General features: G+C 68.5%; 18 protein-coding genes. 12 read left to right on the top strand and 6 right to left on the bottom strand.

Features of this window, described 5'->3' with window-relative positions:
* Nucleotides 1-95 precede the first annotated feature (95 nt).
* On the bottom strand, nucleotides 96-1811 hold the full coding sequence (locus FRZ61_RS04090; RefSeq protein ID WP_151115107.1) for a tetratricopeptide repeat protein: 1716 nt from the start codon (nucleotides 1809-1811) through the stop codon (nucleotides 96-98).
* 81 nt (nucleotides 1812-1892) lie between these two features.
* Entirely contained in the window at nucleotides 1893-3521 is a 1629-nt protein-coding gene (locus FRZ61_RS04085; protein WP_151115106.1) for an electron transfer flavoprotein-ubiquinone oxidoreductase, read from the bottom strand.
* A gap of 268 nt (nucleotides 3522-3789) precedes the next feature.
* On the opposite strand from FRZ61_RS04085, the gene FRZ61_RS04080 reads away from it, so the two are divergent.
* The 3 genes from FRZ61_RS04080 to moaB all read left to right on the top strand — a co-directional run bounded on the left by FRZ61_RS04080 (nucleotide 3790) and on the right by moaB (nucleotide 7027).
* Entirely contained in the window at nucleotides 3790-4659 is an 870-nt protein-coding gene (locus FRZ61_RS04080) for a uracil-DNA glycosylase (RefSeq protein WP_151115105.1), read from the top strand.
* A gap of 231 nt (nucleotides 4660-4890) precedes the next feature.
* Nucleotides 4891-6495, top strand: a complete 1605-nt coding sequence (locus FRZ61_RS04075) for a lytic transglycosylase domain-containing protein (RefSeq protein WP_151115104.1) — start codon at nucleotides 4891-4893, stop codon at nucleotides 6493-6495.
* The gene (gene moaB, locus FRZ61_RS04070; RefSeq protein WP_151115103.1) at nucleotides 6482-7027 is read left to right on the top strand and encodes a molybdenum cofactor biosynthesis protein B; all 546 of its coding nucleotides are present in this window, start codon (nucleotides 6482-6484) and stop codon (nucleotides 7025-7027) included. The genes FRZ61_RS04075 and moaB overlap by 14 nt, the downstream gene beginning before the upstream one ends.
* Before the next feature lie 145 nt (nucleotides 7028-7172).
* Here moaB and FRZ61_RS04065 read toward each other — a convergent pair whose 3' ends face one another.
* Nucleotides 7173-7727 (bottom strand): SRPBCC family protein, encoded by a 555-nt coding sequence (locus FRZ61_RS04065; protein ID WP_151115102.1) that lies wholly within the window; start codon nucleotides 7725-7727, stop codon nucleotides 7173-7175.
* Complete coding sequence (locus tag FRZ61_RS04060) at nucleotides 7720-8076, bottom strand: ArsR/SmtB family transcription factor (protein ID WP_151115101.1); 357 nt, start codon at nucleotides 8074-8076, stop codon at nucleotides 7720-7722. The genes FRZ61_RS04065 and FRZ61_RS04060 overlap by 8 nt, the downstream gene beginning before the upstream one ends.
* A gap of 110 nt (nucleotides 8077-8186) precedes the next feature.
* Between FRZ61_RS04060 and FRZ61_RS04055 the strand changes: the two genes are divergently transcribed.
* Nucleotides 8187-9317: a PA0069 family radical SAM protein gene (locus FRZ61_RS04055; protein WP_151115100.1), complete on the top strand. Its 1131-nt coding sequence runs from the start codon at nucleotides 8187-8189 to the stop codon at nucleotides 9315-9317.
* Between the two features lie 157 nt (nucleotides 9318-9474).
* Complete coding sequence (gene ybaL / locus FRZ61_RS04050) at nucleotides 9475-11184, top strand: YbaL family putative K(+) efflux transporter (protein ID WP_151115099.1); 1710 nt, start codon at nucleotides 9475-9477, stop codon at nucleotides 11182-11184.
* A 25-nt stretch (nucleotides 11185-11209) separates the two neighbouring features.
* Here ybaL and FRZ61_RS04045 read toward each other — a convergent pair whose 3' ends face one another.
* Nucleotides 11210-11773 (bottom strand): nucleotidyltransferase family protein, encoded by a 564-nt coding sequence (locus tag FRZ61_RS04045; protein WP_151115098.1) that lies wholly within the window; start codon nucleotides 11771-11773, stop codon nucleotides 11210-11212.
* Nucleotides 11774-11823: 50 nt separating this feature from the next.
* Here FRZ61_RS04045 and FRZ61_RS04040 point away from each other — a divergent pair, with 50 nt between their 5' ends.
* The gene (locus FRZ61_RS04040) at nucleotides 11824-12441 is read left to right on the top strand and encodes a ribonuclease HII (RefSeq protein ID WP_151115097.1); all 618 of its coding nucleotides are present in this window, start codon (nucleotides 11824-11826) and stop codon (nucleotides 12439-12441) included.
* Nucleotides 12442-12653: 212 nt separating this feature from the next.
* Nucleotides 12654-13679, top strand: coding sequence for a site-specific DNA-methyltransferase (locus FRZ61_RS04035; RefSeq protein WP_225309238.1), 1026 nt, complete (start codon nucleotides 12654-12656; stop codon nucleotides 13677-13679).
* 138 nt (nucleotides 13680-13817) lie between these two features.
* Here the strand turns inward: FRZ61_RS04035 and mutY are convergent, their stop codons facing one another.
* Complete coding sequence (mutY, locus tag FRZ61_RS04030; RefSeq protein WP_151115096.1) at nucleotides 13818-14972, bottom strand: A/G-specific adenine glycosylase; 1155 nt, start codon at nucleotides 14970-14972, stop codon at nucleotides 13818-13820.
* Between the two features lie 81 nt (nucleotides 14973-15053).
* Between mutY and FRZ61_RS04025 the strand changes: the two genes are divergently transcribed.
* From FRZ61_RS04025 to FRZ61_RS04005, 5 genes are all read left to right on the top strand, one after another.
* Nucleotides 15054-15593, top strand: a complete 540-nt coding sequence (locus FRZ61_RS04025) for a DUF721 domain-containing protein (protein ID WP_225309101.1) — start codon at nucleotides 15054-15056, stop codon at nucleotides 15591-15593.
* 440 nt (nucleotides 15594-16033) lie between these two features.
* Nucleotides 16034-16672, top strand: a complete 639-nt coding sequence (locus tag FRZ61_RS04020) for a DsbA family protein (RefSeq protein WP_151115095.1) — start codon at nucleotides 16034-16036, stop codon at nucleotides 16670-16672.
* 132 nt (nucleotides 16673-16804) lie between these two features.
* On the top strand, nucleotides 16805-20209 hold the full coding sequence (locus FRZ61_RS04015; RefSeq protein ID WP_456077636.1) for an AAA family ATPase: 3405 nt from the start codon (nucleotides 16805-16807) through the stop codon (nucleotides 20207-20209).
* A gap of 173 nt (nucleotides 20210-20382) precedes the next feature.
* Nucleotides 20383-20718 (top strand): AtpZ/AtpI family protein, encoded by a 336-nt coding sequence (locus tag FRZ61_RS04010; protein ID WP_191909285.1) that lies wholly within the window; start codon nucleotides 20383-20385, stop codon nucleotides 20716-20718.
* A 6-nt stretch (nucleotides 20719-20724) separates the two neighbouring features.
* On the top strand, nucleotides 20725-21462 hold the full coding sequence (locus tag FRZ61_RS04005; RefSeq protein ID WP_151115092.1) for a F0F1 ATP synthase subunit A: 738 nt from the start codon (nucleotides 20725-20727) through the stop codon (nucleotides 21460-21462).
* Nucleotides 21463-21488 lie beyond the last annotated feature (26 nt).

Genomic DNA, 21488 nt, shown 5'->3' with positions numbered 1-21488 from the left:
GAAAGAACGACGCTGATCACAAATCTCGCCTGCCCCCTCCCTAACCCTCGCCCGTAAAGGGGGAGGGGACAAGTCACTGGAGCGTCGCCCCACGCTCAGCTTCCCGAGGGCGCGCCGAGGCCGTCCTTGAGCTTGGCCTGGAGGGGAGCCAGATGGTCGGGCTCGGGGCCGAACTGCAGCGAGCGCTGCCACTGGTAGCGGGCCTCGGTCTTGCGGCCGACGCGCCAATAGGCGTCGCCCAGATGGTCGTTGATGGTGGAATCGACCGGCTCGAGCTCGACCGCGCGCTCCAGATACTCGACCGCCTTGTCGTACTGGCCCTGCTGGTAATAGGCCCAACCGAGACTGTCCACGATGAAGCCGTCATCGGGCTTGAGCTCGACGGCGCGCTTGAGCATCGCGAAGGCCTCGTCCAGGTGCGAGCGCTGCTCGACCCAGGAATAGGCGAGATAGTTCATCACATAGGGCTGCTCGGGCTCGAGCTCGAGCGCCTTCTTGAAATCCGCCTCCGCCAGCGGCCATTGCCGACTGCGCTCCTCGGTGATGCCGCGGAAATAGAGCAGCGACCAGTGCCGGCGCTTGAGCTCCGGTACGCGCGACACCGCCGTGTCGTAGGCCTTGGCCGCGTCCGCGAACTGCTCGTGGCTGCGCAGGATGTTGCCCTTGGCGGCGGCCGCGTCGTAGCGATCGGTGCGCTCCGCGATCATCCCGTCGAGAAGCTTCAAGGCCTCGTCGGTCCGGCCCAGCTCGTCGAGCGCGCGGGCCTCGTCGATGCGCGCCTGCCAGGAGAAGGAGGAGCCCGCCGGGATCGCGCGATAGACCGCGATCGCGTCCTCGGTCCGGTTCTGATTCGTCAGCAGCTCGGCCAGCAGCGTCTGGGCGATCGGGAACTCCGGCTTGAGGTCGATGGCGATCCGCTCGAACACCATGGCGGTATCGAAGATCTGCTCGCGCGCGAGCAGCGAAGCGATATTGAAGAAGCTCTCGGCCACGCCGTCGGTGGCGTTGGCGACGACGGGTGCCGGTTTCTGGCCCGCGCTCAAGGTGGCGAGGTCGGGCTCCAGCACGTTCGTCTCGGTGTTGTTCTCGAGGAACTTGTCGTAGAGCGCCTTGGCATCGTCCTTGCGGCCCTGGCGCTGATAGAAATTGCCGACGAGCTGGACCACGCGCAGCGTGCCGGCCTCGGCATCGACGAGCTTGCCGTAGTCGGCGCTCGCGGCCTCAGCCCGCCCCGCCTGATCCTGGATCAGCGCGCGATGCAGATCGACCACCGGCTCCAGCCCGTTCATGGCATTGAGCCGGTCGAGCTGGGCCAAGGCCTGGTCGGTCTGGCCCTGCCCTTGAGCGAGCCAGGCGCGCAGCATCGGCACGATGATCTTGTTGACGCCGTCATCGGGCAGCTTCGCCAGATGCGCGTCGGCCGACTTCAGATCGCCCTTCTTGATGTCACGCCAGGCGAGCACGATGCCCGCCGTCGGCGAGTTCGGCTCGACCTTGTCGATATGCTCCGCGACCTTGGCCGCCTCCTCGAGGCGCCCTTCGCTGGCCAGCAGCAGGTAGGAGACGTTGAGCAGGTCGGGATTGTCCGGATCCTGCGCCAGCGTCACGCCGAGGAGGTCCGCCGCCACGCTGTTCTGCCGCTCGGTCTGCGCCTGGCGCGCCGCCAGATAATGACCCAGCGGCGAAGCGGTCATCGGCGTGGAATCGCCTTGCGTCTTCGCCTGCTCCTGCGCCTGGAGCGTGGGCGCGCAGCCGGCAAGCGTGAGCGCCACCATCGCCGTCACGAGCGGCACGCCGATGCGGATCCTCATAGCCTTCACGCTTCCTCCTCCATCGGCGCCGGATACCGGCCTTGCCGCTGCGATCGGTTGGGATCCCCGCCCGCCATCACATCACATGTTGGGATAATTGGGACCGCCGCCGCCTTCCGGCACCACCCAGTTGATGTTCTGGGTCGGGTCCTTGATATCGCATGTCTTGCAGTGGACACAGTTCTGGGCGTTGATCTGCAGTTTCGGTTGGCTGTCGCTGCCGCGCACGATCTCGTAAACGCCAGCGGGACAATAGCGCTGCTCCGGTGCGTCATAAACCGCAAGATTGATCCGGATCGGGACGCTCGCATCCCTCAAGGTGAGGTGTGCCGGCTGATTCTCCTCATGGTTGGTATTCGACAGGTAAACCGAGGAGGTCTTGTCGAAACTGACCACGCCGTCGGGCTTGGGATAGGCGATCTTCGGCGCTTCGGCCGCCGGCAGAAGCTGGCCATGGTCCGGCTTGTGATGGAAGGTCCAGGGCGCCTTCCCCCGGAACAAATAGGTGTCGAGCGCCGAGTAGGCAATGCCGGCGAACAGGCCCTTATGGAAGCTCGGGCGAATGTTACGAACCCGATAAAGTTCGTCCCAAAGCCAGCTCGCCCGGAGCCGGGCCGGATATTCCTCGAGCTCCCCGCTTTCGCCTTTCTCGAAGGCCGCCATGACAGCCTCGGCGGCGGTCATGCCGGACTTCATCGCCGTATGGCTGCCCTTGATCTTGGGCACATTGACGAAGCCGGCGGCGCAGCCGATGAGGGCACCGCCCGGGAAGACCAGCTTCGGGATCGACTGGAACCCGCCCTCGTTGATGGCGCGCGCGCCATAGACCAGCCGCTTGCCGCCCTCGAAGGTGGGCCGGATCGCCGGATGGGTCTTGAAGCGCTGGAACTCGTCGAAGGGCGAAAGATGCGGGTTCCGGTAATCGAGCCCGATCACGAAGCCGACCGACACCAGATTCTCGTCGAAGTGATAGAGGAACGAGCCGCCATAGGTGGCATTGTCCACCGGCCAGCCGACCGAGTGCGAGATCAGGCCCTTCCTGTGCTTGGCCGGATCGATCTCCCAGATCTCCTTGAGACCGATGCCGAAGGTCTGCGGATCGACGCCGTCGCGCAGATCGAAGCGCTCGAACAGGGTCTTGGTCAGCGAGCCGCGGCAGCCCTCGGCGAAGAGGGTATAGCGACCGTGAAGCTCGACGCCCGGCGTGAAGTTGGCGGTCGGCTGCCCGTCCTTGCCGACGCCCATATTGCCGGTGGCCACGCCCTTGACCCGGCCGGCTTCGTCATAGAGCACCTCGGCCGCGGCGAAGCCGGGATAGATCTCCACGCCCAGCCCCTCGGCCTGGCTCGCCAGCCAGCGGCAGAGCAGGCCCAGGCTGATGATGTAGTTGCCGTGATTGTTCATCTGCGGCGGGGTGGGCAGGCGGATGGCCCTGGTCGCCGTCAGGAACTGGAACCGGTCCTCGGTCGCCGGGGTGTTGAGCGGCGCTCCCTTCTCCTTCCAGTCGGGAATGAGCTCGTTCAAGGATCGCGGCTCGAGCACAGCGCCCGAGAGGATATGGGCGCCCACCTCGGAACCCTTCTCGATGACGCAGACACCCAGCTCCCGGCCCTTCTCCGCCGCCAGCTGCTTCAGGCGGATCGCAGCCGCGAGGCCCGCCGGGCCCGCCCCCACGATCACCACGTCATACTGCATCGACTCGCGTTCCATGCCCGCTCTCTCTCCCTCGCGCGCGTCTTATATATAAGCAAACCCGACCGGGCCGGCGCAGACGGCCCCGTCGCCCTCGATTTCTAGAAGAAGCCGGGGTGACAAATTTGAGTCGCAGCGACCTCCCCTGGCGGCGCTGCGGTTTTTTGCGCCCGGGATGTAGCACAGCGGCAACGGAATCGGCCAGCCGCGGCAGGGGCTTGGGGCCGCGCCTGCCCCGCCAAGAAACCGGCGGACTTCCACAGCGGTTCCAGGCTAGCGTCGGCCCATGGTTCCCCCGATCGATATCCCCTCTGCTGCGGCAGCCGATCTGGATCCGGCCGAGGCGCTGGCGCTCCTGGTCTGGCAGATCGAAGCCGGCGCCGACGAGGCGATCGAGGCCGCCGCGATCGACCGTTTTGCCACCGCCCCCGAACCAGCCCCCGCCCGCAAGGCCCCCTCGGCGGCCGAGCCGGCCATGGCACCCTTGCGGGCTCCGGCGCCGCTCGTCTCGCCGATCATGACGCCGGCCGCCGGCCCGGCCGGCGCCAATGGCGACGGCAACGCCTACCGGGCCGCCCAGGCGGCACAATCGCTATCCGAGCTGCGGGCGGCCTTGGAAAGCTTCGATGGCTGCCCGCTCAAGGCGACCGCCACCAACTTGGTCTTTGCCGATGGCAATCCCCGGGCCCGGGTCATGCTGGTGGGGGAAGCGCCGGGCGCGGATGAGGACCGGATCGGCCGGCCCTTCGTCGGCGTCAGCGGCCAGCTTCTCGACCGGATGCTGGCGGCGATCGGCCTCGACCGCACCAGCGTCTATATCACCAACACCATATTCTGGCGGCCGCCCGGCAACCGCACCCCGACCCCGGCCGAGACGGCGGCCTGCCTGCCCTTTGTCGAGCGCCATATCGAGCTGGTGGCACCTGAAGTCCTTGTTCTGGCAGGAAATGCAGCCGCCAAGACGCTGCTGCTCCGCAACGAGGGCATCACCCGGATCCATGGCCGCTGGTTCGATTACCAGAGCGCCGGCATGTCCCGGCCGGTGCCGACCATGCCGATCTACCATCCCGCCTATCTGCTGCGCTCCGCCGGGCAGAAGCGCGATGCCTGGCGCGACCTGCTCCTGATCCGCGACCGGCTCGACGGCCGGGCCTGACCCGCGGCCGCCGCGGCAGGCCTCAAATTTGCCCCTACTCCCTTAAGGCCTATTTACGTTCCTTTATGGTTAATTGGTCAGAATCTGGCCCTTAACAATCCGTGGCATTTGAGGAAAATTTCGTGGTTAACCTATTTGTAGTAGGTGAATTTTCCACAGCTACAAAATATGGGCTGTCAATCCCTAAAACTTCCTTGCCAGCCCCGCGGGGCTTCGATTAGGTAGCCTCCCATGCAGATGGCAAGCACCCCTTCCGGCCCGACCGGCCGCAGTGCCCGACGCGCCATCGGACCCACTCTGGTCCTGGTCGCCGGCCTTGCGTTCGGTACCCACCCGGCCCTCGCGGCTGGCGGGGCGCTGCCATTGACGGCGGCCCTGCCGCCCGCCAGCCAGCCGACGGCGGGCCCCGAAATCGAAGTTCCCAAGCCCCTGGAAGAGACGGATGCGGCGCGCTACCGCCAGATTTTCCGCCTCCAGAACAAGGGCGACTGGAAGGGCGCCGACGAGATCATCGGCACCCTGACCGATCTGCGGCTGATGGGCCATGTCCTGGCCCAGCGCTATCTGTCCCCGACCTACAAGACCCGTTATGCCGAGCTTTCCCAATGGCTCGGCAAGTATGGCGACCATCCCGACGCCCCGGCCGTCTATGCGCTGGCCCTGAAGAAGAAGCCCGCCAATGCCGCGGCGCCGGTCGAGCCCAACGTCTCGAGCTTCCGCGGCGGCACGCCCGATGGCGGCAACAAGGGCCCGGAGCCGGCGGAATGGGCCCAAGGCCTCGATGCCTGGCGGGACGGCAACAGCAAGCTGGCCGCCAGCCTGTTCGAGAAGGCCGCCAAGGCCAGCAACGGCAATCCCTGGGTCCAGTCCGCCGCCGCCTATTGGGCCGCGCGGGCCAACATCCGGAACAAGGCCCCGCAGAAGGTCAGCGAATGGCTGCGCCTGGCGGCGGGCGAGCCCCGCACCTTCTATGGCCAGCTCGCCCGGCGCGCGCTCGGCGTCGACACCGCCTTCGCCTGGGCCGATCCGACCCTGACCGCCGACGGCGCCGAGGCGCTGATGGCGACCCGTGCCGGCCAGCGCGCATTGGCCCTCATCCAGGTCGGCCAGCGCCAGCGCGCCTCCGACGAATTCCACCTCTTGCCCCCGCAGGCCGGCCCCGAGCTGACCCAGGGCATGCTCGCCATCGCCAACGAGATCGGGATGCCGTCCCTGACGCTGGGCCTCGGCGCCTCGCTCGAGGGCAAGTCGGGCTTCCGCCTCGACAACGCCCTGTTCCCGACCCCGGACTGGACGCCCAAGGGCGGCTTCAAGGTCAACCGCGCCCTGCTCTTCGCCCTGGCGCGCACCGAATCCGGCTTCAATCCCGACGCCAAGAGCCCGATGGGCGCCCTGGGCCTGATGCAGCTCATGCCGGGGACCGTCAAATATATCGGCGGCGAACTGGCCGACCAGCTCGGCACCAGCAAGCCCGACTGGCGCGACCCCGTCGTCAACATGACGCTGGGCCAGGGTTATGTGCTCTACCTCCTTGACGATGCCAACGTGAATGGCGATCTGTTGCTCATGGCGGCGGCCTACAACGCCGGTCCGGGCAACCTCGCCAAGTGGCGCGAGAAGTTCGCCTACGACGACGATCCGCTGCTGTTCCTGGAGAGCATGCCGTCGCGCGAGACGCGCGACTTCGCGGAGCGGGTGCTGGCGAGCATGTGGATCTACCAACAACGTCTGGGTCAGGACTCGCCGTCGCTCGACGCGCTGGCGGCTGGTGCCTGGCCCCAATATCGCCCGCAGGACGACGAGGCCGTGGCGGCGGCCAGCAATGCCTCGAATTGATGAATCTCGCCCGTTCCTCTCGGTCAATATCGCCATCCTGACGATATCCGACAGCCGCACACTGGCGAACGACACCTCCGGACAAGCCCTCAACGACATGATCGCGCGCGACGGCCACAAGGTCGTGCGCCGCGAGATCGTGAAGGACGAGATCGCGCTGATCGTGGGGCAGCTCAAGCGCTGGATCGCCGATCCCGAGGTCGATGTGGTGATCACGACCGGCGGCACCGGCGTGACGGGCCGGGACGTGACGCCCGAGGCCTTCGAGCAGGTGCTGGAGAAGAAGATCGAGGGTTTCGGCGAGCTGTTCCGCTGGATCAGCTTCCAGAAGGTCGGCACCTCCACCATCCAGTCGCGCGCGGTCGGCGGCGTCGCCGGCGGCACCTATCTCTTCGCGCTCCCCGGCTCCCCCAGCGCCTGCCGCGACGGCTGGGAGGAGATTCTCAAGCACCAGCTCGACAACCGCCACCGCCCCTGCAACCTGACGGAACTGATGCCGCGGCTGCAGGAACATCTGAAGCGGGTGGGGTAACTCTCGTATTTTGTCTCCTCCCCCGCTTCGCGGGGGAGGATTAAGGAGGGGGCCGCTTGCTGTCTAAAACCGCGCAGCCCCCTTCCTAACCTTCCCCCTGAACGGGGGAAGGGACAGAACGAGTCTCCTCGCTTCCTGCGCCCCCTCACACCCCCTTCAGCCGCTCCTCGTAATCCCGATTGTGCTTCTCGTGCGTCGACCAGAAGGGTCGCGGCACGCGGCCTTCGAGATTGTCGGCGAGGATCGCGAGATGGGTGTGCCAGCCGCCGGCGACGCCGAGCAGCAGCGCGCGGTCCGCGAGCCGGCGATGGATCACCCGGAGCCGCACCTTGTCGCCCGCGGGCTCGAGCTCGAAGGTGACTTCGGAATCCTGCCGCATCGTCCCTTCCTTGGTGCCGCCCAGCCAGGTCATGACCAGCCGGCGCGGCGGGTCGCATTCGAGGACGCGGATCTGCATCGTGACGCCGCCCGTCTTCGCCTTGTAGCGCTCCGGCACCGGCTCCTTGGTGGGCGAGAGCGAGGAATGGTCGAAGCGGAACTCGGCCTTGCCGCCGGGCTTGAGCTCCATCGGACCCGAGGCCAGCCATTTGCCGCGCTTCTCGGACTCCGTCAGGTAGGCCCAGACCCGCTCGATCGGGCCCGGCAGCAGCCGCTCGAAACGGATCGTGTCCTTGGCCGTCACGACGCCATGGTCATTCATGCGTGCCTCCTGGAATTTCGGGATCGGGCCGGCTCAAGGCCTCGGCCAGCGCGTCGAGACTGCCGCGCCAGAACTGCTCGTAGAAGCGCAGCCATTCCTCGGCGGCCGCCAGCGGCTGGGGATCGAGCCGGCACAGATGGGTGCGGCCCTTCACCCGCCGCTGCACCAGCCCCGCATGCTCGAGCACCTTGATGTGCTTCGAGGCGGCGGCGAAGGACATGGCGAAGGGCGCCGCCAGCGCCCCCACGCTCCGCTCTCCCTCCGACAAGGACCGCAGCATGGCGCGGCGCGTCGGATCGGCGAGCGCGCGGAAAAGGGTATCGAGCTGGGCAGTCTGTTGCTCAACCATAGAGTTGAATATACCGAGAAGCACCCCTTCATTCAACCATCTGGTTGATCAATTCTGCCCGCGAGTCGTTTGTTCTTTATTTGTTCTCATCGCACGGCTAGGATTTGCCCATGCGAACCGAGCGCGAAGCCCCCGACGGCCCCGATCCCACGGTCCTGGCGCCCCAGGCCCGCAAGGGCCGGGGCGCCGTCAGCCACCGCCCGGGCCGCTACGAGCCCGGCGAACGGCCCCTGGAGGACGATGGCTGGGACTCGGTCCAGAAGGACGAGGCCGAGGCCCCGCCGCTGCGGACGACGGTCCAGCCTGACAAGAGCAAGACCGTCATCGCCTGGAACGAATCGCCGGATGTGGGCTTCGACCGCTCGATCAATCCCTATCGCGGCTGCGAGCATGGCTGCATCTATTGCTTCGCGCGCCCGACCCACGCCTATCTCGGCCTCTCCCCCGGGCTCGATTTCGAGACCAGGCTCTTCGCCAAGCATGATGCGGCGGCGATCCTGGCGCGCGAGCTGGCCAAGCCCGGCTACAAGCCGGCCCCCATCGGCATCGGCACCAACACCGATCCCTACCAGCCGATCGAGCGCGAGCTGCGCATCACGCGCCAGGTGCTCGAGGTGCTCGACCGCTTCAACCATCCGGTCACCATCGTCACCAAATCGGCGCTGATCCTGCGCGACCTCGACATCCTCTCCCGCATGGCGCAGCGCGAGCTGGTCCAGGCGACCGTCTCGGTCACGACGCTCGATCCCGACCTCGCCCGCAAGCTCGAGCCGCGAGCCCCCACCCCGCCGCGCCGGCTCGCCACGATCGAGGCCCTGGCCGCGGCCGGGATCCCGACCGGCGTGCTGGCGGCGCCGATGATCCCGGCGCTCAACGACCAGGAGATGGAGGCGATCCTCGCCGCCGCCGCGGCGCGCGGGGTCGTGCGCGCCGGCTATGTGCTGCTGCGCCTGCCGTTGGAGATCGCGGATCTCTTTCGCGAATGGCTCCAGGCGCATGTGCCGGACCGGGCCGAGCATGTGCTGTCGCTGATGCGCGACACGCGCGACGGCAAGCTCTACCGTTCCGGATTCGGCACGCGCATGCGTGGCACCGGCCCCTATGCCGAGCTGCTGCGCCAGCGCTACCGCATCGCGATGCGCAAGCTCGGCCTCGCCAAGCGTGGCGGCGGCGCCCAGGGCCTGCGCAACGATCTCTTCGCCGTGCCGCAGGCCGAGCGGGCGCAGTTCGAGCTGTTCTGACGGGCGCCGGCGGTGTCCGTTTTCTGACGGGGACCGAGGAAAATCGGCATTGCGGCATCAATAAGATCGGGCGGCCCGACGATTGAAGGTTGCGGCTGGGGCTCGCGATTGCGGACAATCATGGGCGTTCCTCCACCGGACCCCGCCAAGGAGCCCGATGCCCCATCACACGCCCCTCATCGCCACCATCGTCATCGGCCTGGTCCTGGCCTTCATCCTGGGCGCCGTCGCCCAGCGCCTGCGGATCTCGCCCCTGGTGGGCTATCTGCTGGCGGGCGTCATCGCCGGCCCCCACACGCCGGGCTTCATCGCCGATCAGGGGCTCGCCAACGAGCTGGCCGAGATCGGCGTCATCCTGCTGATGTTCGGCGTGGGGCTGCATTTCTCGCTCAAGGATCTGCTGTCGGTCCGGGCGATCGCGATCCCCGGCGCCATCGTCCAGATCGCCGTCGCCACCCTCATGGGAATGGGGCTGGCGCTGCTGCTCAGCTGGCCCTGGGCGCAGGGCTTTGTCTTCGGCCTGGCGCTCTCGGTCGCGAGCACCGTGGTGCTGCTCCGCGCCCTCCAGGAACGCCGACTGCTCGAGACCGAGCGCGGCAAGATCGCCGTCGGCTGGCTCATCGTCGAGGATATCGCGATGGTGGCCGCGCTGGTGCTGCTGCCGGCGCTGGCCGATGCGGTGGGCGGCAATGGCGGTGCGCCGGCAGGCGGCGCCGATCCCATCGAGATCCTGAAGGTGCTGGGCATCGCGCTCGGCAAGGTCGCGGCCTTCATCGCCCTGATGCTGGTCGTCGGGCGGCGCGTGATCCCCTGGATCCTGCATTACATCGCCCATACCGGATCGCGCGAGCTGTTCCGGCTGGCCGTCCTCGCCGTGGCGCTCGGCACCGCTTATGGCGCCACCACGCTCTTCGACGTTTCCTTCGCGCTGGGCGCCTTCTTCGCCGGCATGATCCTCGCGGAATCCGAGCTCAGCCGGCAGGCGACCAACGAGACCCTGCCGCTGCGCGACGCCTTCGCCGTCCTCTTCTTCGTCTCGGTCGGCATGCTGTTCGATCCGAAGATCGTGATCGACGCGCCGCTGGTGCTGCTGGCCACGATCGCCATCATCCTGATCGGCAAATCGACCGCCGCCTATCTCATCGTCCGGCTGTTCGGCCATCCGCGCTCGACCGCCCTCACCATCTCGGCCAGCCTGGCGCAGATCGGCGAGTTCTCCTTCATCCTCGCCGGGCTGGGCGTGACGCTGGGGCTCCTCACCGAGGAGGGCCGCGATCTCATTCTCGCCGGGGCGATCATCACGATCCTGCTCAACCCGCTGGCCTTCTGGCTGATGGAACGGATCTCGCCGCATCGGGCCGAAGGCGAGGAAGGCAGCGACGGCGGAACGCGGGAACCCGTTCCCGTCACCGCGCTCACCGGCCACGCCATCGTGATCGGCTATGGCCGCGTCGGCAGCCTGGTGGGCGCGGGCCTCGGCCAGGCCGGCTGGCCGTTTCTGGTTCTCGAGGAAATCCCGGAACTGGCCGAAGCGGCGCGCCAGCATGGCGCCGAGACGATCCTCGGCAATGCCGCCGATCCCGAGCTCCTGAATGCCGCCAATCCGGCTCAGGCCCGCGTCCTGTTCGTGGCGATTCCGCAGGCCTTCGAGGCCGGTCAGATCGTGGCCCAGGCACGCGGCGCCAATCCCCACCTCAAGATCATCGCCCGCGCCCATTCCGATGCCGAGGTCGAGCATCTGCAGAAGCATGGCGCCGACCTGATCATCATGGGCGAGCGCGAGATCGCCCAGGGCATGCTGGCGGCGGTGCTGCCGCTGCAATCCCCGCCGGGCCCGCCCGAGCTGACGGTGACGCCGGTGATGTGACGGAGGATCGAGGCCGGAACGCCGGTCAGCCCTCCAGCACGCGGCAAGCCTTCCAGCGGCGGTCCCAGCCCTTGCTCTTCATGCGCGCAAGGTAGGCCGGCAGGCGCCGCAAGCCCGCCGGCGTCGGACGGCAGATCAGGCCGAAGAGATCCTCGAGCCCGAAAGGCGCCAGCAGGGTCAGGCCGTCGTCGCCCTCGAGCCGCACCGCGACGGCCGTACAGGTCTCGAGCCAATGGCCGATGGCGTCGACCGTATCGGCGTAGGGCGGATCGCCGTTCTTCAGATGCATGCGGGCCTGGTTGCGGGCCTGCCAGACGAGGTCGGGGCGCGCCGCCGTCAGCCGCGCTTCGATCTCGGGTTCGCGCCGGCCTTCCGGATCGCCGGGATCGAAATAGAGCAGGTCCACATCGTCGGCGGCCGAGCCGGTGCGTTCGCCCGTCAGCGCATCCCACAGCCGGTTGCGCAGGAAACCGGCGCCGATCGCCCAGTCCGGCAGGTCGAGCGAGCGCGCGAGCCGGAGCGCCGCCATCGCGGCCTCGTCCGCCCTGACGAGATTGAGAAACCGATCCCGTTGCGCGTCCTCGCTCATGGCGACATTCTGGCACCCGCAATCGGTCACCGGGGAGCGATTCGAGAGCGATGCCCAATTTCAAGCTGGAGCGCGAGGCGGCCCTGTCGCCGGTCGCCGGCATCGACGAGGCAGGACGCGGGCCGCTGGCGGGTCCGGTCTACGCGGCCGCCGTCATTCTCGACATGGATCGCACGCCGCGGAAGATCGCGCGGGCCATCGACGATTCGAAGAAGCTGACGGCCGAGACGCGCGAGGAGCTGTCGGTCTGGATTCTCGCCAACGCCGTGACCGCGATCGCCCAGGCCAGCGTCGAGGAGATCGACCGCTTCAACATCCTGCAGGCGAGCCTCCTCGCCATGACGCGCGCGGTCACGGCGCTGGCGGTGGCGCCCGCCTTCGCGCTGGTCGACGGCGACAAGCTGCCCCGCCAGCTCGCCTGCCCGGCCCGCGCCGTGGTCGGCGGCGACGGGCTTTCGCTCTCCATCGCCGCCGCCTCGATCCTGGCCAAGGTCGCCCGCGACCGGCACATGACCGAGCTCGACCAGCGCTATCCGGGCTACGGCTGGTCCCACAATGCGGGCTACGGCACCCCGGAGCATCGGGCCGCCCTACTACATCTTGGGGCTACCCCCGAGCATCGTCGCAGCTTTAGTCCAATTTCTCAGCTTTCTCTTTTAACCGATTGAATCAAAAGAAAGACTCTTGACCGGCGGACTCGGCGACTCCATGCTCGGCCCAAGTTTTGGGAAGGGTCTGGGGGATGTCGATGACCAAGACGGGCCGCACGGTGAAGCGCCGTGCCGGAGAGAACGACGCGGCCGAGGCGGAGCCGACGCCCGTCCATCAGGACGCCAAGCCGCCGTTCGACCGCATCGTCGAGGGCGATTCGATCCGGGTGATGGCCTCGCTGCCGCCCGAGAGCGTCGACATGATCTTCGCCGATCCGCCCTACAACCTGCAGCTCCAGGGCGACCTGCACCGCCCCAACCACAGCAAGGTCGACGGCGTCGAGGAGGCCTGGGACAAGTTCGCGGACTTCGCGAGCTATGACCGCTTCACCGCCGACTGGCTCAAGGCGGCGCGCCGGATCCTCAAGCCCGACGGCACCATCTGGGTCATCGGCAGTTATCACAACATCTTCCGCGTCGGCGCCACGCTCCAGGATCTGGGCTTCTGGATCCTGAACGACGTGGTCTGGCGCAAGACCAACCCAATGCCGAACTTCCGCGGCCGGCGCTTCACCAACGCGCACGAGACCATGATCTGGTGCGCCAAGGATGCCGACGCGCGCTACTGCTTCAATTACGAGGCGATGAAGTCGCTGAACGACGATCTGCAGATGCGCAGCGACTGGCTCCTGCCGATCTGCAACGGCGGCGAGCGGCTCAAGGACGAGAACGGCAAGAAGGCCCACCCGACCCAGAAGCCCGAGGCGCTGCTCCATCGCGTGATCCTGGCCGCGACCAAGCCCGGCGCCGTGGTGCTCGATCCGTTCTTCGGCACCGGCACGACCGGCGTGGTGGCCAAGCGGCTGGGCCGGCATTTCATCGGCATCGAACGCGAGCACAGCTATGTGGATGTCGCGCGCAAGCGCCTCGCCAAGGTCCGCCCGGTGGAGGACGAATCGCTGCTGGCGACCCCCTCGAAGCGCGAAGAGCCGCGCATCCCCTTCGGCTGGCTGGTCGAGCGCGGCCTGCTGCATCCGGGCACCGTGCTGGTCAGCCCCAACAATCAATGGACCGCGAAGGTCAGGGCCGACGGCACCGTCATCTCGGCCGACCATCGCGGCTCGATCCACCAGGTGGGGGCGGCCGTCCAGGGTGCCCCCGCCTGCAATGGCTGGCAGTTCTGGTGCGTGCCGATGGAAGGCAAGCTGGTGCCGATCGACTTCCTGCGCCAGCGCCTGCGCGCGGAGCTGTCATGAGCTGATCCGGCGGGAGGTGCTGCGCCAACGCCCTCCCGTCCGGCAGGATCGCCGCCCCGCCAAAGCGGCGAAGGACTAAGTCTAGGACTGTAAAAAGTGACTAGGGGTGTTAACTCGGGGCCTCATCCTGCCGACAGGTCAGGATGAGGCCTTTTTCTTTCTGCGGCCCGTCTCAGGCGGCGCGGCCGGCGCGTCCTGCAGGGCCGCCAACGCGTGACGCGCGACCTTCTTCATCAGGGTCGGCAGCGCCTGGCCGGCGAAATCCTCAGGTTTCACCCAGACGCCCTCGAGCTTCGTGCGCGCCGGCACCTCGCCCGTCAGCAACGTCAGATCGATGTCGAAATGGGTGAAGCCATGCTCGACCACGCCCGGCAGCGCCTGCCAGTCGGCCTTGACCGGTGCCGCCTTGATGGCAGCGGAAACGCTCCAGCTTTCCTCGCGCCAATCGGTCGAGGGGAATTCCATCAGCCCGCCCAGCAGCCCCTCCTCCGCGCGCCGGCGCAGCAGCACGGCGCCGTCGGGACACCGGATCCAGAACACCACGCCGTGTTTCTGCGGCCGGGCCCGTTTCGGGCTGCGGCGCGGCAGGGTCTCGGCGATGCCGGCCGCGCGTGCCGCGCAGAACGCGGTCAACGGGCAGGCGAGGCAGAGCGGCGCCTTGGGCCGGCAGAGGGTGGCGCCCAGATCCATCATCGCTTGCGCGAAATCGCCGGCCCGGGTCTCGGGCGTGAGGAGGCCCGCCAGCCGCCGCAATTCGGGCTTGGAAGCGGGCAAGGGCGTCTCGAGCGCGAAGAGCCGCGCCACCACCCGCTCGATATTGCCGTCCACCGGCGTGGCCTTGGCGCCGAAGGCGATCGCCGCCACCGCCGCCGCCGTATAGCCGCCGATTCCGGGCAGCGTCAGCAATCCTTCCTCGGTCTCGGGGAAACGGCCGCCATGCTCGCCCGCGACCGCCTTCGCGCAGCGATGGAGATTGCGCGCCCGCGCGTAATAACCCAGCCCTTGCCAGGCATGCAGCACCGCGTCGAGATCGGCCGCCGCCAGCGCCGCGACCGTCGGCCAGCGTTGCAGGAACCGCGCGTAATAAGGCCCGACCGTCGCGACCGTGGTCTGCTGCAGCATGATCTCGCTGAGCCAGACATGGTACGGATCGGGCCGCTCCCCCGGCCGCGCCCGCCAGGGCAGGTCGCGGCGATGACGGTCGTACCAGGCGAGGAGCGCCGGCGCCGTCTGGCGGGTGCGCGCGTCACCGGCATCGGCCGCGGAGCGTGAGGGAGCATGGTCGCGGGGCATGGCGGAGGCTAGACTGGGACCGGGTCGGGTATCGCGCAAGAGCGGGCCTGTTCCTTGCCGCATTCCCCAAGAGCAGGCGCCATGGCCGATAAACCCGACGCCGACAAGTCCGTTGCCGAAGAGGCGCCGCGCAAGGGGCGGATGCAGGCGCTGGCCGCGTCGCTGCCGGGAATCGCCGGCAAGGCCTTGGGCAAGCGGGGGCTCGCGGAAGGCGGGCTGGTGACCGATTGGACCGCGATCGTGGGCGAGCAGCTTGCCCGCTCCACCCTGCCGCTCAAGCTCGCTTTCGCCGGCCGCGAGCGGCGCGACGGAACGCTGCATCTGCGGGTCGCCGGCGCCATTGCGCTCGAGCTGCAGCATCTGGAGCCGCAGCTGATCGAGCGGATCAACGCCTATCTGGGCTATGGCGCCGTGGCGCGGCTGAGGCTGGAGCGAGGGCCGTTGCCGCAGCTTGCCCGTCGACGGCGTCTCGCCGAGCCGTCGACCGCGCCGCTGGCGCCGGCCGAATCGGCCGCCATCGACCGCAGCGTCGAGGGCATCGCCGACGAGGCGCTGCGCCAGTCGCTCGCTCGACTCGGCGCCACGCTGGCCCGCGAAGCCAAGAAGCCGGCAGGCCGCTGAACGGCTTTCATCGAAACGAGAGGAAACTTGTCATCGGGGCCGGCGCGATACCGTCGCGAGCCCGAGCTATGGTGGCAGCCTCCCGAGTCTCTCCTGATCGCGCACGGTTGAATGCCGAATCAGGCGCTGCGAGCGCGCGCCCGGGAAATAACCCGCCCTCCGGCGCCGATTGCCGCGCCTTGTCACAGTCTCGCGAAGGGATTGCGCGGCCACGAGAATCCTGCCATCTAACGCGGCCCGCGCCATGGCCGCCGCTCATGCCTTCTTTCCACAGGGACGTTCGCTTGAGCGCCCGAACGGCTTCGGTCTAACTTGGCCGCGGCCGGTCATGATGACGGGCCGATGACAAAGGGCCGCCCGCCAAGGGTCGAGAGCAACAAGGCCCCGCAGGAAGGACCAGGGAATTGCGCAAATACGGGATTGCCGCGCTTATTGTTGTCGTGATCGCCGTCGCCGGAGTCGGCATCTACGAGTATCTGGATCGCCAGAAGGCGGCGCCCGCCGCCGCGGCCGATCCGAGCGCCGCCGCTGCCACCGCCGCCGCCACGGCGGACATGCCGCTCTATGACGACGACCATGTGCTGGGTTCGAAGGACGCGCCGATCACCATGATCGAGTATGCCTCCCTCACCTGCCCGCACTGCGCCCATTTCCACAACGACATCCTGCCGCAGATCAAGAGCGCCTATGTCGACACCGGCAAGGTGAGGCTGGTGTTCCGCAGCTATCCGCTCGATCAGGCCGCGCTCAAGGCCGCCGAGCTCGCCGAATGCGTCTCGCCCGTGACCTTCTTCCCGATGGTGTCGCTGCTCTTCAAGGAGCAGGGCGACTGGGCCCATGGCGACAAGCCGGTCGAAGGGCTGGCCAAGATCGCGGCCGGCGCCGGGATCGACCAGACCAAGTTCCAGCAATGCCTCGACGACAAGGCGATCTCTGATCGCATCATCGCGCGCGCCCAGGAGGGCCAGGACAAGTTCGGCGTCGAATCGACCCCGACCTTCTTCGTCAATGGCCGCAAGATCCAGGGCGCCGTGCCGTTCGAGGACTTCGAGAAGGTATTCAAGGAGCTGCAGCCCTGATGACGGTCGTCCTCGCGCCTCGGTCCGCGCGATCCCTCCCGCATCCGCTCGATTGATTTCCCGGAGTTCGGCTTGGTTCATTTCACCAAACTCAGGCTCGTCGGCTTCAAGTCCTTCGTCGATAGCACGGAGATGCCGATCGAGCCCGGCATGACCGGCATCGTCGGCCCCAATGGCTGCGGCAAGTCCAACCTCGTCGAGGCGCTGCGCTGGGTGATGGGCGAGACCTCCGCCAAGCGCATGCGCGGCGGGGAGATGGACGACGTGATCTTCGCCGGCAATACCGGCCGACCGGCGCGCAATGTCGCCGAGGTCGTGCTGTCGCTCGACAATGCCGACCGCAACGTGCCCTCGCAGTTCAACGGCGCCGAGGCGCTCGAGATCAGCCGGCGCATCGATCGCGGCGTGGGCTCGCATTACCGCGTCAACGGCTCGGAAGTGCGCGCGCGCGACGTGCAGCTCCTCTTCGCCGATGCCGCGACCGGCGCCCACTCGACCGCGATGGTGAGCCAGGGCCGCGTCGGCGCCATCATCAGCGCCAAGCCGACCGAGCGCCGCGCGCTGCTCGAGGAAGCCGCCGGCATCACCGGCCTTCATTCCCGCCGCCACGAGGCCGAGCTCCGCTTGCGCGCCGCTGAGGCCAATCTGGCGCGGCTCGAGGACGTGATCGTCACGCTCGAGGCGCAGTTCCAGACGCTGAAGAAGCAGGCCCGCCAGGCGCAGCGCTATCGCACCATCGCCGACCAGCTGCGCAAGGCCGAGGCGGTGCTGATCCATCTGCAATGGACCGAGGCCCAGGCCCGCGTCGAGGCGGCGCGCCAGGCCCTGGCCGAAGCGGAGTCCGCCGTCGCCGGCGCCACCGAAGCGGCCGCGGTCGCCGCGCGCGAGCAGGCCGATGGCGCTTCCTTGCTGCCCGGCTTGCGCCAGGGCGAGGCCGAAGCGGCCGCCGTGCTGCAGCGCTTGACCCTGGCGCGCGGCGCCCTCGAGCAGGAAGAGCAGCGTGTCCAGCAGCAGCAGGCCGAGGCCGAGCGCCGGCGCCAGCAGGTCGAAGGCGATATCGGCCGCGAGCGGGCGTTGCTCGAAGACGCCGCCGCGGCCCAGGCGCGGCTCGCCGAGGAGGAAACCCAGCTCGCCGAGGCCGGTGCCCGCGAAGGCGATGCGCTCGACGAAGCCGGGCGGCTCGCCAACGAAAGCCAGGCCCAGGTCGAGACCACCGAGACCGAGCTGGCGCAGCTCACCCAATCGATCGCCGAAGGCGAGGCACGCCAGGCGGCGCTGACCCGCCGGCTGGCCGAGCTCGAGGAGCGGCTGCGCCGTCTCGACCAGCGCGCCGAATCCGCGCGGATCGAGCGCGAGCGCCTGACCGCCGAGACCGAGCAGGATCTGGAGCTGGTGGCGGCCAAGCACCGCCTGGCCGAGGTCGAGGGTGAGCTGGCCGCGGCCGAGGCGCGGCGCGGCGAGGCCGAGCAGGCCCTGAGCGCGGCCGAGGCCGCCGAGACCGAGGCCCGGGCCGGCCAGCAGACGGCGCAGAGCGCGCATGCCAAGCTCGCGGCCGAGGTCTCGACCTTGAGCGAGCTCTTCGCCGGCACCGAATCGGCGAGCCAGCCGCCTTTGATCGACAAGCTGCAGGTCGAGCCCGGCTATGAGGCGGCGCTGGGTGCCGCCCTGGGCGACGATCTCACCGCCTCGACCGATCTGGCCGCCCCCGTCCACTGGCAATCGCCGGGCGATCCCTCCGATTCGCCGCTTCTGCCGGCGGGCGCCGAGCCGCTGTCGCGCTTCGTCACCGGCTCGCCCGTGCTGCTGCGCCGCCTGCATCAGATCGGCGTGGTCGGGAGCGAAGCCGAGGTCCGCGCGCTCGCGAGCCAGCTCAGCCAGGGCCAGCGGCTGGTCTCGAAGGACGGCGCCATGTGGCGCTGGGACGGCTACACGGTCGCGATCGGCGCGCCCAGCCCCGCCGCGGTGCGCCTGCGCCAGCGCAACCGCCTGAACGAAGTGAAGCGCGAGCTCGAATCCGCGACCGAGACGCTGACCCGGGCCGAAGCAACGCTGGCCCAGGCCAGCGAGGCGCGCAGCGCCGCCCACGCGCAGGCCGAAGCGGCGCGCAACGCCGGCCGCCAGTCCTACCAGGCGGTCGATCAGGCCCGCTCGGCGCTGGCCCAGGTGCAGCAGCGGTTGTCCGATGCGGTTTCGCGGCTGACCGTCCTGAAGCGCACCGCCGAGGACGTGGCGGGCGAGCGTGCCGAGACCGACGCGCAGCGCCAGCAGGCCGAAGCCGACCGCGCGGCCCTGCCCGATCTGGGCGGTGCCCGCGAGCGGGTGGCGGAGCTCAAGCCGCGGCTGGCCGAGGAACGCGGCCAGCTGATCGAGCGCCGCGCCGCGGTCGAGCGCCTCAAGCGCGAAGCGGCGATCCGAGCCGAGCGCCAGGCTTCGGTCGCCCGCGAGCGCAATTCCTGGACCCAGCGCAGCGAGGCGGCGCAGCGCCAGCTCGAAACTTATCAACAGCGCCTGGCCGAGATCGGCGAGGAGATCGAGCGGCTGGCCCGCCGGCCGGCCGAGCTGGCCGAGCAGCGCCAGCGCCTGCTGGACGAGATCGACGGCGCCACCGCCAGGCGCCAGGAAGCGGCCGACCGGCTGGCCGAAGCGGAAACGCGGCTGGCCGAGTTCGATCGCGCGCTGAAGGTGGCCGAGCATGAGCTGGGCCAGGCCCGCGAGAACCGGGTGCGCGCCGAAGGGCTGGTGGCCCAGGCCGAGCAGGCGGGGGCCCTGGTGGTCGAGCGCTCCCGGGAGCGGCTCGAGGTGGCGCCGTCGGAAGCCCTCGCGCTGGCCGAGCAGAAAGACGGCGAGGAGCTGCCGGACCGCGAGTCCATCGAGGCCCGCATCCAGCGCCTGACCCGCGAGCGCGAGAATATCGGGCCGGTCAATCTGCGCGCCGAGGCCGAGGCCGAGGAGCTGGAGCAGCAGATCGGCGGGATGCAGAACGAGCGCAACGACCTGGTTTCCGCCATCGCCCGGCTGCGCCAGGGCATCGCCAGCCTCAACCGCGAGGGCCGCGAGCGGCTGCTCGCCGCCTTCGAGGTGGTGAACGGCCATTTCCAGCAGCTTTTCACCCGGCTTTTCGGCGGCGGGCGCGCCCATCTGGCCCTGACCGAGGCCGAGGATCCGCTCGAGGCGGGGCTCGAGATCATGGCGAGCCCGCCCGGCAAGAAGCTCCAGGTCATGTCGCTGCTCTCGGGCGGCGAGCAGGCCCTGACGGCGCTGGCGCTGCTCTTCGGCGTGTTCCTGACCAATCCGGCGCCGATCTGCGTGCTGGACGAGGTGGACGCCCCGCTCGACGACGCCAATGTGGACCGCTTCTGCGACCTGGTGGAGGAGCTGGCCCGCAACACCACGACCCGCTTCCTCGTCATCACCCACCACCGGCTGACGATGGCCCGGATGGACCGGCTCTTCGGCGTCACCATGGCCGAGCGCGGGGTGTCGCAGCTGGTCTCGGTCGACTTGCAGCGCGCGGCGGAATTGCGTCAGAGCGCGTAACGCCGCAGGCCCGGTTTTTCCTTGCGCCGCAAGCGTTTGTCGAACGGCCGCCCAGGCTTGACAGGGGTGGGGGTCGCCCGTATGGTGCGCTCCGCTTGGGCCGCCGGAGCCTTCTGCTGCGGCGGTTTTGCGTGTCATTTGGGCCGATGACCGAAGGGGGTCCCCCGCCACCGTTGAACGATCTCGACGCCCGGCTGAAAGCCGCGCGCGCGCGTCAGAATGAAGGGAAGAGCGACGGCCGCGGGCCGGCGCTTCCCGCCGAACGCGGAGCGGGTGCTGGCTATCGGGTCGCGGTCGAGTTGATCGGCGGCATGCTGTTCGGCGCGGGACTGGGATGGTGGCTTGATCAGGAGCTGGGCACGAAGCCCTGGCTCATGGTGCTGCTTTTCCTCCTCGGCGCGGCCGGCGGACTGCTCAACGCCTATCGGGCGATGACGCAGGCGGACCGCAGCGAGCAGGACAAGGACCGGCCTCAAGGGCCGGGTGGCGACGGACGGAAGAAGGACTGAGGAAACGTGGCGACCGAGGCCCATAGCCCGCTCGAGCAATTTACGATCCACGAGCTGATCCCGCTCAAGATCGGTGGCATCAACGCCTCCTTCACCAACTCCGCGCTCTGGATGGTGATCGCCATCCTGGCCATCACCCTCTTCCTCACGCTCTCGATGCGCAGCCGCGCCCTGGTGCCGGGCCGCTGGCAGTCGCTGGCGGAGATGTTCTACGAGTTCATCGCCAATCTGGTGCGCGACAATGTCGGCGGCGAAGGGCGGAAGTATTTTCCGTTCATCTTCACGCTCTTCATGTTCGTGCTGTTCTGCAACGTCTTCGGCCTGATCCCCTACGCCTTCACCGTCACCAGCCACATCATCGTGACGCTGGCCCTGGCGCTGCTGGTCTTCATCGGCGTGACGGCGATCGGGATCATCAAGAACGGGCCCAAGTTCCTGCGCCTGTTCTGCCCCTCGGGCGTGCCGATCTTCGTGCTGCCCCTGCTGATCCCGATCGAGATCATCTCCTACTTCATCCGGCCGGTGACCCTGTCGGTGCGTCTCTTTCTCAACATGATGGTCGGCCACACCATGCTGAAGGTGTTCGCCGGCTTCGTGACGCTCCTGGGCATCTTCGGCGTCGCACCGCTGATCTTCATCGCGGTCTTCGTCGGCTTCGAGCTCTTCGTGGCGACGCTGCAGGCCTACATCTTCGCCGTGCTGAGCTGCCTCTATCTGCACGACGCGCTGCATCCGCAGCACTGATCGACACAAAACCCAACAACCTCACT

It is taken from the genome of Hypericibacter adhaerens (genome assembly GCF_008728835.1).
Classification (GTDB): Bacteria; Pseudomonadota; Alphaproteobacteria; order Dongiales; family Dongiaceae; genus Hypericibacter; species Hypericibacter adhaerens.
Note: the sequence above shows the minus strand (reverse complement) of the source record. Positions and strands in the feature narration are given on the sequence as shown.